A 13,035-nucleotide genomic window follows, 5' to 3' on the forward strand; every position below is an offset into this window, starting at 1 on the left:
TTTTTTCATTTCGTCGTGTTGGACTGTGATATAATAATTTTTGGAATAAAAAGTGAGGTGCATCATCATCAATAAAAAAGCGTTAAGCATTATATTCTTTATCATAGGCGGGCTTGCGTTACTTCCATATCCTTTCTTGATGATTGCAAACATCATGCAGATTGCCGGGGTTCGGTCGGAAGGCGATAGCGGTCTGTTATTATTTGTCGTATACGCCTTCGTGATCGTGTCCAGCTTGTATTTGATTACGTATTTGGTATGTTTGATTCTCGCGATCGTCAAGCGGAAGCAAGGATTTTTACTGATTTCGGCCATTCCACTTTATCATTTGATCTTGGTTTTTGTGTTGCTTTTGGTTTGGTTCTTATTTGAGTAGGACACTAATTAGAAGATGAATGTTTGTTTGAAAATGAAGCATAGGCAGCCGGTTGGCTGCCTTTTCTCTATTGATGATATAGATAGGGAATGGATCGAAAATACATATTTTGTAGGTGTTTAAATGAAGAATTTGAATAGGAAATGGAGAATGCAAGAGCTAATAAGCAAACAAAAGTTAAAACAGAAAAAAGAGTATGGGGTACTCTTTGACGAATGTATGAATGTTTTGGGAAAAGAAGTTTACATATTGTCCAAAGAAGAAGGAGAAGAAGCTTACGATTGTCTCCAAAAAACCTATCCATTTTCACCTTGGTCAAGGATTGATTGGGAGCATGTAAGCTCCAAAATGGTCGTTGAACATGCGAAAGAACTTGAGAAGTATCTTAGCAAAGAACTTGATGAGAGTGATGAAAATGTATTCATCCTCTGGAGCTATGGAGATTTCCCTGTGTTAAAGACTCAACTTCAAAAAGCATTAGAGGCAATAGATGACTTAAGGGCTGTTAGCTCGGATATCTTTATTCTATCTCCTTCTAGATTCGTAATTGAATGTTATCATGAGGGGGAAATCACCATCGGTTTCCGAAATTGAAATAATACCATTTTCCTAGTAAATTTTTAGGCTAAAAACTCGAGGAGGGGATCGAAATCATGAAATTATTTGAAAATTTTAATGTAAAAGTTACTCGTTATGCGGAAATCTCGGGAGTCAGTTTATGATTGATGATTGGCAATATCCAGCCATTGGGATAGTAATATGAGACTGTCCTTCTGCTGGTCACGATGTAATCATGCTTGATTATCGAAAGTGCGGCAAAGACGGAGAGCCGGAAGTAGTTCACGTCGATCAAGAATGTGATTATCATATTACGTTTCTGGCGAAAGATTTTGAAACTTTTATTATGGGGCTAGGCAATGATGAAGAATTTGATTAATGCGAATGATAATCTGAGGGGGTGGTTTCTATGAGTTATGATGTTCATATTACTAAGGCAGATCACTGGCTATCTAGCGAGCAATATCCGATAACGCCTGATGATATAAAAAAAGTTGCTGATCTCTTAAATGCCTATAAGGATATCCCATTTTTGTTTAAAGAGGGCAGAATTACTATATGCCGTGCTGATAAAAAGGTAATTGGTGTAATGATTACTATCGCAAACAGAATTGGTGCTCGAGTTCAAGGTGATGAAGGCGAGTATTACGATAATTCTAGTAATTCTTATCCGGAATCTCCAGTGCACTTACCCATGGCACCAGTCGTAGATATTAATGAGTCAGAAATACATATCCCCGATGACCAACTAAAATTCATTGGAGCTCTTGTGGTTGGATATGAGATTCAACATGCTAAATTTGGAAAAGGTAAAATTCTTGAAATTATTAGTAAAGGGAAGGATACAGAATTGAAAATAAAATTCAAGGAGGAAATAGGTACTAAAAGAGTTCTGCCTTTTTTTGCCCCAATCGGACCACTTTAATGCTGATTAGCTTGTTGAGTTAACGGGGAACGTCAGATTAATATGATGGCGAATCAATGGTCTGTCTAGGACTTAATTTTCATTTCATAAGTGTCGCTAGTTTGCTAGTTTAAAAAGAAAGAGACCATAGCTCGGTGTTATGGTCTCTTCCTATGGAGCAGTCAGTCAAACTGTCAAGATCTACCGCTGAACCGTTTGATCGCTTCCTCGGTCACCGGTGTGAAGAGGTTAATCAGGTTACCGTCAGGATCGCGAAACAGCACAGCACGGTTCCCCCACGGCATCGTGGTTGGTTCGTTTACCCACTCGTCGACAAAAGGCTTCAAGCGCTCGTATTCGACATCGACATCGTGGACGTGAAACTCGATGATAACTGTCCGATTGTTGGCCGCAACAGCGGAACCAGCACCGAACAGCTGTACCGTCTGGGAGTGGCCGATCGCCAGGGTGCACGATGGTACAACAAATTCAGCAAATACAGGCGCGGGGCGTTCCGCCGAGACACCCATGATTTTCTCATAGAACTCAACAAGACGATCCACGTCGTCGGTAATGATGCGTACAGAAGCAAAATTCATGAGATTCCATCCTTCCTATTATAGATGATACCATTCAGTATCATATCTTCTTTTTGGGTCAAATTACTTCGCATTTAATTCCCACTCCTTTCTGTTACTTACTCCGATTATATAAAAACGCTACTGACAACAGTGTGTCAGTAGCGTTTAAACATGTAATTTGATAGCCCCAAAATTTTAATTTTATGAAGTCCTGTCCGTCAAGGCGGCAATCCTCTCATTCATATTGCCACGTAATCGCCCGCCATGATAGCAGATGACAGTTTCAATATCATACATGTTGAGCTTCTTCAATGATTGAAGTGCAGTTCTCGAATCCGGTGTTAAGGCTTTAATTGGGCCTTTGAGTTCTCCATTTTCAATTACCATAGCATCTCCCGCAATTAACGTCTTGGTGCGCTGATGATAGAAACAGACATGTCCAGGTGTATGGCCAGGCGTGTGAATCACTTTGATCCCGCCAGCAAATGGCAGTGTTTCGCCGTCTACCAATGTACGATTAACATTTGCACTCGTGGGCTTAACGAAAGCTGCTTCAAAATCGCTTTGTATCTTTTTCGGAAGTGTAGCCAACAGACCGAAGAGTCTTTCCAATGGTATTTTTAGCATCGGCTGTTTCCCATTAATAACTGCCTTATCCTTTTCATGAGCATACACAAGAAGCCCCGGATTATCTGCTATAAAGGTTGGAAGGCCCCCGATATGATCAATATCTTGATGGGTTAAAAGGATGGAGCTAAGGCGTTGTTTAATGCCCGCTCGCTGAATAAGCTCCAAAATTGCTGGGGCAGAGCCAGGCATCCCTGTGTCAATTAGTATCGACTCCTGTTTGTCGAATATAACAGTCGGGCAGATCGTCATCATCCCCCAATTTAGCTCCAACATTTCAATACTATCTGCAATCCGCATCTTTCAGCCTCCATTAGGTATGGTATATTAAAGTAACAGATGTTGCCTTAATGAGAAATATACAACCATCGAATGAATGGAAACAACCAACAATCGTTGCAGGAATGTTGCTATAGCGATAAAGCAGATAAATTGTCGGGGAAGGTATGATGAAAATGGGGACAAAAGTATTGAACGTACGAAATACACAAACAAAACAGTCACTAATCAACGCATTTTTGCAGTTAGTTTCTGAAAAGGATTTTGAAAAAATAAGAATAGCGGATATTTCCCAAAGAGCTCACGTGAATCGGGCTACTTTTTATGCTCATTTTAATGATAAATACGAGTTATTGGACTACATGATTGGAGACTCCGCTTCTGCTGCTATTGTGGAATTTACTTCAGGAACTGTGAAATTCGATCAGGATAGTATTGTTCAGCTCGTCTTAGGAGCATGTTATTTTTATCAACAACCGAAAATGAAATGTCGCAGCAGCTATATAGGTTTAGTCGTACCACAACTGAAAGAGAAAATGATAAATGAGTTGAAGATCTATTTGATGAAAAGCTTGGAAAATATGCAAACAGAAATTGAAAGGAATTTTTATGTGCCTATATTTGCAAACATCATTAATGAAGGTGCACTTCAATGGGCTTCTGGCAAAGTTACAATGAACCAAGAGGAGATAGCGAGGAAAGTCTCATTATTAGTAATAGGAGGATATCAGCTTTCCGTGGAATGAATGAATGGTATAAATAAGTTTAAAATGAGAAAAACACCGGTAACCTTAAGCAGGTGACCGGTGTTTTCTATTAGCGTTTAGGCATTTTGCTCTCATCCATGTACAACAGGTTCCAGCGGTGACCGTCCAAGTCGGCAAAACCTGCACCGTACATCCAACCGTCCGTTTCACTCGGCTTGCCAAAGATGCTTCCTCCGGCAAACTCTACTTTTTGAATAAAGGTATCTACTTCTTCTCTGCTCTTAGTGCCAATTGAAAATATGACTTCTGCGCTATGGGAAGTATCTGCGATTTTTGAACCTGTAAATTTCTCAAACACCGTATCCGGGAACAGCAAAATCGTTGTTTGGCCTATGGCAAGCTTGGCTCTCTCGTTACCCATACTCACAGCTTGGAATCCAATCTCATTAAAAAAGGCGGTTGACCTCTCAACATCTTTGACCGGCAAGTTAATCCAAATCTCTTGTGACATGGCTATAGCCTCCTGGAATATATTTTCAACTAGCTCAACTATACTCTATTTCAGGCCGCAGAAGCGAATTGCATCATTTACGACTGCTCGGATAAGGTTCGCATTTTTCGAAGTGATGGGAAGAGATACATCCAGAGCCCAGCGATTGCAAGCGTACCAAGACCACCGACGAATACCGCAGGAACCGCTCCAATAAAACCGGCTAAAGTCCCAGACTCAAACTCTCCCAACTGATTAGAAGTACCGATAAAAAGGGAGTTAACGGCATTGACCCGCCCCCGCATTTCATCTGGAGTTTGCAGTTGTACGAGAGATGACCGAATGATGACGCTAATCACATCTGAAGCACCAATGAAGAATAATGCTACCAGGGAAATGAATAAATGGCTCGAAACGGCGAAAAGCATAGTCGCTAATCCGAAGACGGCGAGGGCTGCAAACAGAATGTAGCCAACTGCTTTTTTCAGTGGATAATAGACCAAGACAATTGACATTAACAAGGCACCGATGGCTGGTGCGGTCCTCATTAAACCTAGTCCCCATGGTCCTGTATGAAGAATATCCTGTGAAAAAATTGGCAATAAAGCGGTTGCACCACCCAACAGTACAGCAAAAAGATCAAGTGATATCGTCCCAAGGATGATCGGTTGGCGGTAAACGAACATGATGCCAGAGAAGAGGGAACGTAGAGACACCGGCTCAGATTTGCGCACAATAGGCGTTGAACGGATGAAGAAGGTTAGGATGCCCGCGGTTAAAAGAGCGAGCGAGGCAGCTGTATAAACAAAAGATGAGCCTGCCCAATATAGTAATCCCCCCATGGAAGGTCCAAGTATCTGCGATAATTGTCCGACCGAGGTGTTCCACGATATCGCTTGTTGAAGGAATTCCTTTGGTACCAATTGAGGCAGCAAAGCTGAAGAGGAAGGACCTTCGAATGCTCGGCATGCTCCTAAAATGGCCGCCATTACTAGGATATGATTCTGACCTAACGAATTTGTAAGACTACCTAATAAAAGCAATAAGGCGATAACGCCCTCTACGATTTGGCAGAGAAAGACGATATATCGCCGATCATAGCGGTCTGCGAAATGCCCAACGACCAAGGTCAGCAGAACCATGGGTAGAAATTGGGCTAGTCCAACAAGACCGAGACTGAAGGCATCATGGGTCAACTCATACATTTGCCAACCGATCGCTACAGAAAGCATCTGGAAGGCAATTGAGGATAACATTCGAGATACCCAATAGTTCTTATAATAGGGGATTTGTTGAATTGAACTGCTTGATGAAGCCAATTGTATGACACATCCTTTCGTCTAATAACTCATAAATTGTATTATATGCCTTACTCAAAAAAGAAGTCTATAGCCATATTGTTTTGTTAACGGCGTATCCGAAAGGGTGATTACTTATGAGAGCAGGGGAAGTCCGCAAATCCAATAATGAATTGACAGCAGTTGTGTCTTAAGTTAAGATTAGAATGAACATTCGATCTAACGGAGAACGTAGGTGGTTATGAGGCCTCCCATTGCCTTTTCATTTATAGATTGAACGTTCGATAGAAAATTGGTCATCAATGACTGAAAAAAATCATTTGTACAAATAATATTTGGAGGAGATTCAATTATGAATAAGAAGACTATTTTTATTACAGGAACAAGCTCAGGACTGGGAAAACTGACGGCGATTCATTTTGCGAAGCTTGGTTGGAATGTGGCCGCGACGATGCGCACGCCAGAGAAGGAAACAGAGCTTACCGCATACGATAATATTAAAATCTTTAAGCTGGACGTTACGAATGTGGACCAAGTCAATTCTGCAGTTAACGATGCGATAGCAACCTTCGGGAAAATCGACGTTGTAGTTAACAATGCGGGGATGGGGTCTTATGGGGCGCTTGAATTAGCCGAAGAGAGCACCATCGATTGGCAGTTTGCGGTGAATGTTCGCGGCCCGATTAATGTGATTCGTAAATTCCTGCCGCATTTCAGAGAGGTTGGCGGCGGGATGTTTATCAATATAAGTTCTTTCATGGGTGTAACCACAGCAGTACCGTTAGGTTCCCTGTACAACATGTCCAAGTTTGCTTTGGAAGGTTTGACGGAAGGTCTTTATTACGAGCTTAAGCAGCTTAACATTGAACTTCGTCTTATCGAGCAAGGCGGTTCCAAGGGTAATAATTTCGTCCATAGCGTCATCTGGAATAAAAATGAGAACATCAAAGCCTACAATGATTTAGAAAATAAAGTAGGCCATATGATGGCAAGTACGCCTGAAGATCAACTCGATGATCCGCAAACGATTGTTGATGCTATTGCTGCTCAAGCAACCGGGGAAAGCAATCAATTCCGTACGCTCGTTGGTGAAGCAGGAAAAGGTTTGATGGCCCTTCGTAGCTCGGTTCCGATCGAGCAATATCTGGAGACGATTGCGTCGAACTATAAATAAGTCGAAATTTAAATATTAATTAAAAAAGTAAGGTTCTTGTCAAAAGCTAAATGACAAGAACCTTATCTTATTTTCGGCGATTGAAGTAGCTCTCTTTTTTTGTATGGGAAATTGTGGATCAACAGATCTTGAAATGATAAATTTAATATACTCATAGACGAAACTAACAGAAAGGAGTACAACCATGTTTGTATCTTTCAATCTAGTGATCCGATTCTTACTGGAGCTGTTCCTTCTCGGTTCTTTGGGTGTCTGGGGATATCATCTTGGTGGTGGAACTTTTGCGAGATTCATCCTTACAGGTGGGCTTCCATTAGCAGCCGCAATCATATGGGGACTATTTATTTCTCCAAAAGCCAGGTTCTCTCTACCAACACCCTTAGTTGTCTTCATCGAATTTTTGCTTGTCGGAGCAGCAGCTTACGGATTAATTTGGTCAGGCTATTTTATAACCTCCGTAATCTACGTAGTGGCTCATATTGGAAATCGACTTCTGCTCGGCATTTTCTTACATAAGAGAAAGGAAGAGTAACGATGATTATGACCCAAAAAGAAATGATGTTCATCGTACAATCACAGCTTGCCATTGATTTAAATTGCTCAATCGATGACCTGAACGGTGAGAAGGACAGCATTATTTTTGTAGAAGCCAAAGAAAATCCTGGACGCAGGCCGTTTCCGAGGAAAGCACGTTATTTCGAAATCCTATCAATGGGAAAGTCAATTGTAGTATCAGCTACACCGGAACGGTTGCTCATTGCCAAAGAACAGATGCAGGGCAAAAGCAGGGATGCCGTATTTTCCTTACCGTTTATCAGAGGTTTGTACTTGCATTTTCTGCCTGATGTAAAAAGAATAAAGCTTATATCACCCCCTGATTTTTTTTCATTTGAAATGATGAAGAGAGAAGAAGTGGTCCGTTTATTTAATGCTACAAGATTCAATGAAGCTATCATATATGATTCGAATCTTCCCTGGCAGACTGATCTAGCTATGCTTGCAAAAAAAGATGGGGAAATTGTCGGCGTGGCAGGGGCAAGTAAAACCTGTTCAAAACTATGGCAAATTGGCATAGAGGTATTACCCGATTATCGTAATTTGGGATTGGCTAGTTATCTTGTAAACAGATTGACTTTTGAAATATTGGAACGGGGAGAGATACCAAGTTATGACGTCATAAGCAGTAATATCGCTTCCCAGAGAGTAGCTTATCGATTAGGCTATTTTCCCGCGTGGGTGTCTGATTGGCGATGCAATTTTGAAGGACTTGAATAGGAGAACGCTAGTTCAATATACAGTCAACTCTTTTATACGTAACCTGTTAGTTAACTAATAAACTTATTGTTGACAATATGCTGGCAATTTAGCATAATGTGACCAATGGTTCTTTTATATATTATTTAGTTAATTAAAAAGTTAATCTAAAGGAGAGTTGCCAGAAAATGACCAGCACGCATAAGTATGTTAAAAATTACCCGCGCCCACAATGGATTCGCGATGAATGGCAATTGTTGAATGGAGAGTGGAGCTTCCGCTTTGATGATTCGTACGAAGGAGAACGTAACAATTGGTACAGCGATCTCCATGCGGATCGGACCATTCAAGTTCCTTTTACATATGAGACTAAGGCAAGCGGAATCGGCGAGGAGAAGTTCCATCCGTGCGTTTGGTACGAACGGATCGTATCAATTCCGGAAGAAACGAAAGATAAGCGGGTAATGCTACATTTTCAAGCCGTGGACTATTTAACTAAGCTGTGGGTGAATGGGGTTTATATCGGCTCGCATGAGGGTGGATATTCCGCGTTTTCATTTGATATTACGGATGCTGTGGAGCAAGGCAGTAATAACCGCATTTCCGTCCGGGTTGAGGATGGAAACAGTACGATGCAGCCGCGCGGCAAGCAGCGTTGGACTGACAAGAACTATGGCTGCTGGTATGTGCAGACGACAGGCATCTGGCAGTCTGTATGGCTGGAATACGTCGATACTTGCTATGTAAGCCATGCGAAAATTACGCCGAAGCTGGAGGAAGCATCTGTTTCGTTCGAATATGAGCTGGGAAGCACCGTTCGAGCTTTCGAAGGATTGTCGCTCCAGACGATTATTCGTTACGATGGCAAGCTGATTCGCTCGACCGAAACGAATGTAGATAGGAAGTTCGTGAAGGTGGATCTAAGCGTCATGAACGATGTCGGTGAATGGAAGGTCTACGCGTGGCATCCGAATCATCCGAATTTGTACGATGTGGAAGTTGTTCTGAAGAAGGATGGCCAGGCGGTTGACACGGTCTATACCTATTTCGGCATGCGCCGCATTCAGATTAAGGGGAATAAGGTACTACTTAATAATCATCCGTATTATCAACGTTTGCTGCTCGATCAAGGGTATTGGGAAGATACTCATTTGACACCACCATCTGAAGAAGCTCTTATTGAAGATATCGAGAAAACATTAGCCCTCGGATTTAACGGTGTTCGTAAGCATCAGAAGCTGGAAGATCCCAGGTTCTTGTACTGGGCGGACCGCAAAGGGCTTTTGGTATGGTCAGAATTCGGATCCACGTATGAGTTTGGAGATGATGCGGTACATCGGTTCACGAAGGAATGGATCGAAGTTGTGCGCCAGCATTACAATCATCCGAGCATTGTCATATGGGTTCCGTTCAATGAATCGTGGGGAGTTTCAAGCATTTCTACGGACCGGAAGCAGCAACAATTTACTGAATCGATCTATCATTTGACCAAATCGTATGACCAAATGCGACCTGTTATTGTGAATGACGGTTGGGAGCACACGGTTTCGGATATTATAACGCTGCATGACTACGAGGAACTAGGTTCAGTATTCGAAGCTCGATATAAAGATCAAGAAGTACTGCTTAGCAATAAAGTACCGCATGACAAACATCGATATCCTTTTGCTAACGGTTACAGTTATAAGGGGCAGCCGGTGATTATCAGTGAATATGGCGGCATCGCGTTTAAAAGCGAGGAAGGTTGGGGCTACGGCAATCAAGTCAAGAATGAAGAAGAGTTTCTGGCGCGTTATGAAAGTATTACTCAGGCTATCAAAAACTTGGATTATGTTAGCGGCTTCTGTTACACGCAGCTGACCGATGTGCAGCAAGAGGTGAATGGGTTATTAACGATTCAGCGTGAACCGAAAATTGAGATGGAGAAAATCAAAAAAATCAACTTGAAATAGGAGTTATTGTAGTATCCTGAAGAAGACCTGCTACGTTTTGTAAGCAGGCTTCTTTTTTTATTTCCCAAGGATGATTCCAATTAACTATTGACAATACAGTTCAATTTGATAAACTTGGTTCAAAATGACGAACAAATTCGATGGATAAACGGAGGCGCTTTCATATGAGATTAGATGCTGAATCCACCATTCAGGAAGTCAGAATCATCGAAATAGCCGATCATAACCTGCAAAATGAGCATAGGTACGTGGAAATTGTTTGCTATGGAGGATTAACGGGCCATGCCGGGCCGTTGGACGGGCAATATCAGTTTCTTGCTGTCAAAAATCGGCTTCATGTGTTTAACAAATTTCTTGCGAAACGCGATATTTTTGATCCGGAAATTGAGTTTGCATCCCTATGGGAGGCTGTCTATCCCGAACATCCACTTTCATCGTATGAGCATGGGAAAGATCCGTTAAACGGTGACAATATTTGGCGTTCGCACCGTACGTCCAGGCATTCTGCAACAGGAGAAATCATTACGGCCTTCAGCGCAATCGATATTGCCATTTGGGATTTGCGGGGTAAGGCGAGCGCCAAACCTGTACATCAGCTGCTGCAGGGAGGACGCACCGAACTTGAGGCTTATGTCAGCTGCATGGGCAGCAAGACACCGCAAGAAGCGGTCGAAAAAGCGACCAATTGGTATGACAAAGGTTTCAAACGTCATAAATGCTTCCTTCCCCAAAGACCAGTAGAAGCTGCAGGAGTCAAGAACAATCTTTACATTATGGAAGCGCTTCATCAAACGTTGCCGCAGGATGCGCAGGTGATGTATGACTTGAGCCGTTTAAGCGATCAACTGGACGATCCATCCACCAGGAGCCAAAGGCTGACTTGGGTTAATGAGATGGTCAAAGAAATGCAGAACTACCGCCCGGTTTGGATCGAAGAGCCTGTTTCTCCGGATGACATTGAGGGATACATGATGATCAAACAAAACAATCCTTCGGCGGTGTTGGCTGGCGGGGAGCATCTTTATACCAGGTGGAGCTTGAAACCATATCTGGATAAAGGACTGCTGGATTATGTGCAATGTGATCCGGAATGGTGCGGCGGCATCTCCGAAGCAATCGCGATCTGCAAGATGGTTGAAGCCTCTTACCCGAATGTCCGTGTAGTACCGCACGGTCATATGATTTTGGCAGCGTCGCAAATTGTAGCAGCCCAGTCTGAAGCCTTATCTCCGTTTACCGAATATTTGTATCAGGTCATTCCCGATCGAAATCGTTATTTTACCTATGCACCGGAACCGGTGAACGGGATTTTGACTGTGCCGCAAGATTCCGGAGTAGGGCCGGCGCTTGACGATTCTAAATATCATCTCATTCGAATCTATAAGGATGAAGAATAAAGCAGCGGTCGATAAAGTTGTACGTACCATTTTTAGTAATGGAAGGGAGTTTATGACCATGAACCTTAAACCAGTCATGATTCTGGCAGCAAGTGTTCTGACAATGTTCCTTTTCGAAACCGCATGCTCCTCGGACGAGCAGCTGGCTGACAAGCAGGTAACGTCAGCTGCTCGCCAAAAGGTTAAAATTGATATTTGGCATTGGACAGCAGAGCCTGGAATGAAACCGGCATTTGATGCGTTTAATAAGTCGCAGGCCAATATTGAAGCCATCTTCCATCAATTTCCCAGCACCTCGAACATTCCATCCCAAATTAATTCTTTTCTGATTTCCGGCGAATCCATTGATGTCACCGCCCAGTTCAGTCCGGACGACTTGAGGGAGAGGGTAAAAAATAATTTGTATTTACCTCTCGACGAATTTCTGGAAGAAAACCATATCGATTATGAACAAACTTTCGGCAAAGCTATAAATGATTTAACCAAGATCAATGGGCATTATTATAGTGTTCCTTACGGGGTCAATAAATTTGCCGTGTTTTATAATAAACAATTGTTCGATGAAGCCCACGTTCCTTACCCTAAAGCGGATTGGACGTGGCAGGATTTTATGAAAACTGCCAAGCTTTTAACGAAAGGAGAGGGTCCGGATAAAATATATGGTTCCGTTATCTATCCGCTTGACACAAACATCGGCTGGAGTACGTTAGCCATTCAAACACTTGGCTTAAACAGCATGTATAAAAACGATCACGAAACGAATTTCGATCATCCCAGTTACAAGCAAAGCCTTCAGTTATTTATCGATATGCAAAATAGAGATCAATCCATTATGCCACTCACCGAATTTCCCGGGCAAAAGCTGGACATAGGGACGAATCGGACCAGTTTGTTTTTCAAAGGGAAGTTCGCGATGTTTATTGAGCCTATTTATAATATTTGGAGAAGTCGTCTTCCGGAATATAAACATGATTTCGAAATGGGGGTCGTGCAGATGCCAAGGATGGACGCTAATGCTCCTACGGTTTCCCCGATCACCTTCAGTGATATGAGTATTCCGAAAAGCAGCAAGCATCCCAAAGAAGCGTTTGCGTTCATTCAATTTTATTGTTTGACGCGCCCTGATGAAACGGTGGCTCCGAAAGGAATGATGCCTGCGGCAGCACTCTCTGATCCCCAAGTCATCCAAGCGGTCAATCAGTTGATTTACCGTGCACCCGGGGTTGATGAGCAAGAAGCCAAGCAAGTGTTCGAAGATCCCAATACGCAGTATGTGACTCCGGAGACAACCATTACGGTAGCCAAGAAGGAGATATTGCAGGTGGTCAGTGAAGATGTCACCAAGGCTTTCCTCGGAGAATGGAGCGTGGATGAGGCGTTGAAGGATATGAAACAGAGATCCGACGCATGGATTGCTTCCAAAAATCAGTAGCAAAAT

14 protein-coding genes and 1 pseudogene are annotated in these 13,035 nt (G+C 42.6%); 11 read left to right on the forward strand and 4 right to left on the reverse strand.

The features are described 5' to 3' along the window. Positions 1-52: 52 nt before the first annotated feature. The 4 genes and pseudogenes from PCH02S_RS25485 (at position 53) to PCH02S_RS25500 (ending at position 1,859) form a co-directional block, all read left to right on the forward strand. The gene (locus tag PCH02S_RS25485; RefSeq protein WP_127456925.1) at positions 53-376 is read left to right on the forward strand and encodes a hypothetical protein; all 324 of its coding nucleotides are present in this window, start codon (positions 53-55) and stop codon (positions 374-376) included. A 123-nt stretch (positions 377-499) separates the two neighbouring features. Further along, positions 500-970, forward strand: a complete 471-nt coding sequence (locus tag PCH02S_RS25490) for a CDI toxin immunity protein (RefSeq protein ID WP_164819731.1) — start codon at positions 500-502, stop codon at positions 968-970. An 85-nt stretch (positions 971-1,055) separates the two neighbouring features. Beyond that, a pseudogene (locus PCH02S_RS25495) lies at positions 1,056-1,310 on the forward strand (SMI1/KNR4 family protein); the annotation flags it as partial. A 33-nt stretch (positions 1,311-1,343) separates the two neighbouring features. Further along, on the forward strand, positions 1,344-1,859 hold the full coding sequence (locus tag PCH02S_RS25500; RefSeq protein ID WP_127456927.1) for a hypothetical protein: 516 nt from the start codon (positions 1,344-1,346) through the stop codon (positions 1,857-1,859). A gap of 173 nt (positions 1,860-2,032) precedes the next feature. Here PCH02S_RS25500 and PCH02S_RS25505 read toward each other — a convergent pair whose 3' ends face one another. Continuing rightward, positions 2,033-2,437: a VOC family protein gene (locus tag PCH02S_RS25505; RefSeq protein WP_127456928.1), complete on the reverse strand. Its 405-nt coding sequence runs from the start codon at positions 2,435-2,437 to the stop codon at positions 2,033-2,035. A 183-nt stretch (positions 2,438-2,620) separates the two neighbouring features. Then, entirely contained in the window at positions 2,621-3,346 is a 726-nt protein-coding gene (locus tag PCH02S_RS25510) for an MBL fold metallo-hydrolase (protein ID WP_127456929.1), read from the reverse strand. Positions 3,347-3,501: 155 nt separating this feature from the next. Here PCH02S_RS25510 and PCH02S_RS25515 point away from each other — a divergent pair, with 155 nt between their 5' ends. Continuing rightward, the gene (locus tag PCH02S_RS25515; protein WP_127456986.1) at positions 3,502-4,071 is read left to right on the forward strand and encodes a TetR/AcrR family transcriptional regulator; all 570 of its coding nucleotides are present in this window, start codon (positions 3,502-3,504) and stop codon (positions 4,069-4,071) included. A gap of 70 nt (positions 4,072-4,141) precedes the next feature. Here PCH02S_RS25515 and PCH02S_RS25520 read toward each other — a convergent pair whose 3' ends face one another. Together PCH02S_RS25520 and PCH02S_RS25525 are read right to left on the reverse strand one after the other, a co-directional pair. Beyond that, positions 4,142-4,543, reverse strand: a complete 402-nt coding sequence (locus PCH02S_RS25520) for a VOC family protein (protein ID WP_127456930.1) — start codon at positions 4,541-4,543, stop codon at positions 4,142-4,144. A gap of 77 nt (positions 4,544-4,620) precedes the next feature. Then, positions 4,621-5,841, reverse strand: coding sequence for an MFS transporter (locus PCH02S_RS25525; protein WP_218033184.1), 1,221 nt, complete (start codon positions 5,839-5,841; stop codon positions 4,621-4,623). Between the two features lie 331 nt (positions 5,842-6,172). Here PCH02S_RS25525 and PCH02S_RS25530 point away from each other — a divergent pair, with 331 nt between their 5' ends. The 6 genes from PCH02S_RS25530 (at position 6,173) to PCH02S_RS25555 (ending at position 13,029) form a co-directional block, all read left to right on the forward strand. Continuing rightward, positions 6,173-6,994: an SDR family oxidoreductase gene (locus tag PCH02S_RS25530; protein ID WP_127456931.1), complete on the forward strand. Its 822-nt coding sequence runs from the start codon at positions 6,173-6,175 to the stop codon at positions 6,992-6,994. A gap of 184 nt (positions 6,995-7,178) precedes the next feature. Continuing rightward, the gene (locus tag PCH02S_RS25535; protein ID WP_127456932.1) at positions 7,179-7,526 is read left to right on the forward strand and encodes a YrdB family protein; all 348 of its coding nucleotides are present in this window, start codon (positions 7,179-7,181) and stop codon (positions 7,524-7,526) included. A 2-nt stretch (positions 7,527-7,528) separates the two neighbouring features. Further along, positions 7,529-8,269, forward strand: a complete 741-nt coding sequence (locus PCH02S_RS25540) for a GNAT family N-acetyltransferase (RefSeq protein WP_246069251.1) — start codon at positions 7,529-7,531, stop codon at positions 8,267-8,269. A gap of 167 nt (positions 8,270-8,436) precedes the next feature. Then, the gene (locus PCH02S_RS25545) at positions 8,437-10,200 is read left to right on the forward strand and encodes a glycoside hydrolase family 2 protein (RefSeq protein WP_127456933.1); all 1,764 of its coding nucleotides are present in this window, start codon (positions 8,437-8,439) and stop codon (positions 10,198-10,200) included. 164 nt (positions 10,201-10,364) lie between these two features. Continuing rightward, the gene (locus tag PCH02S_RS25550) at positions 10,365-11,597 is read left to right on the forward strand and encodes a mandelate racemase/muconate lactonizing enzyme family protein (RefSeq protein ID WP_164819732.1); all 1,233 of its coding nucleotides are present in this window, start codon (positions 10,365-10,367) and stop codon (positions 11,595-11,597) included. 58 nt (positions 11,598-11,655) lie between these two features. Then, positions 11,656-13,029, forward strand: a complete 1,374-nt coding sequence (locus tag PCH02S_RS25555; RefSeq protein ID WP_164819733.1) for an ABC transporter substrate-binding protein — start codon at positions 11,656-11,658, stop codon at positions 13,027-13,029. Positions 13,030-13,035 lie beyond the last annotated feature (6 nt).

It is taken from the genome of Paenibacillus chondroitinus NBRC 15376 (assembly GCF_004000765.1).
Lineage (GTDB): Bacteria > Bacillota > Bacilli > Paenibacillales > NBRC-103111 > Paenibacillus_E > Paenibacillus_E chondroitinus.

Excerpts from the sequence above, each read along its gene's own strand:
- PCH02S_RS25530 (WP_127456931.1), top strand. The coding sequence starts at position 6,173 with ATGAATAAGAAGACTATTTTTATTACAGGAACAAGCTCAGGACTGGGA.
- PCH02S_RS25490 (WP_164819731.1), top strand. The coding sequence starts at position 500 with ATGAAGAATTTGAATAGGAAATGGAGAATGCAAGAGCTAATAAGCAAA.
- PCH02S_RS25515 (WP_127456986.1), top strand. The coding sequence starts at position 3,502 with ATGGGGACAAAAGTATTGAACGTACGAAATACACAAACAAAACAGTCA.
- PCH02S_RS25540 (WP_246069251.1), top strand. The coding sequence starts at position 7,529 with ATGATTATGACCCAAAAAGAAATGATGTTCATCGTACAATCACAGCTT.
- PCH02S_RS25545 (WP_127456933.1), top strand. The coding sequence starts at position 8,437 with ATGACCAGCACGCATAAGTATGTTAAAAATTACCCGCGCCCACAATGG.
- PCH02S_RS25555 (WP_164819733.1), top strand. The coding sequence starts at position 11,656 with ATGAACCTTAAACCAGTCATGATTCTGGCAGCAAGTGTTCTGACAATG.
- PCH02S_RS25500 (WP_127456927.1), top strand. The coding sequence starts at position 1,344 with ATGAGTTATGATGTTCATATTACTAAGGCAGATCACTGGCTATCTAGC.
- PCH02S_RS25550 (WP_164819732.1), top strand. The coding sequence starts at position 10,365 with ATGAGATTAGATGCTGAATCCACCATTCAGGAAGTCAGAATCATCGAA.
- PCH02S_RS25510 (WP_127456929.1), bottom strand. The coding sequence starts at position 3,346 with ATGCGGATTGCAGATAGTATTGAAATGTTGGAGCTAAATTGGGGGATG.
- PCH02S_RS25505 (WP_127456928.1), bottom strand. The coding sequence starts at position 2,437 with ATGAATTTTGCTTCTGTACGCATCATTACCGACGACGTGGATCGTCTT.
- PCH02S_RS25535 (WP_127456932.1), top strand. The coding sequence starts at position 7,179 with ATGTTTGTATCTTTCAATCTAGTGATCCGATTCTTACTGGAGCTGTTC.
- PCH02S_RS25520 (WP_127456930.1), bottom strand. The coding sequence starts at position 4,543 with ATGTCACAAGAGATTTGGATTAACTTGCCGGTCAAAGATGTTGAGAGG.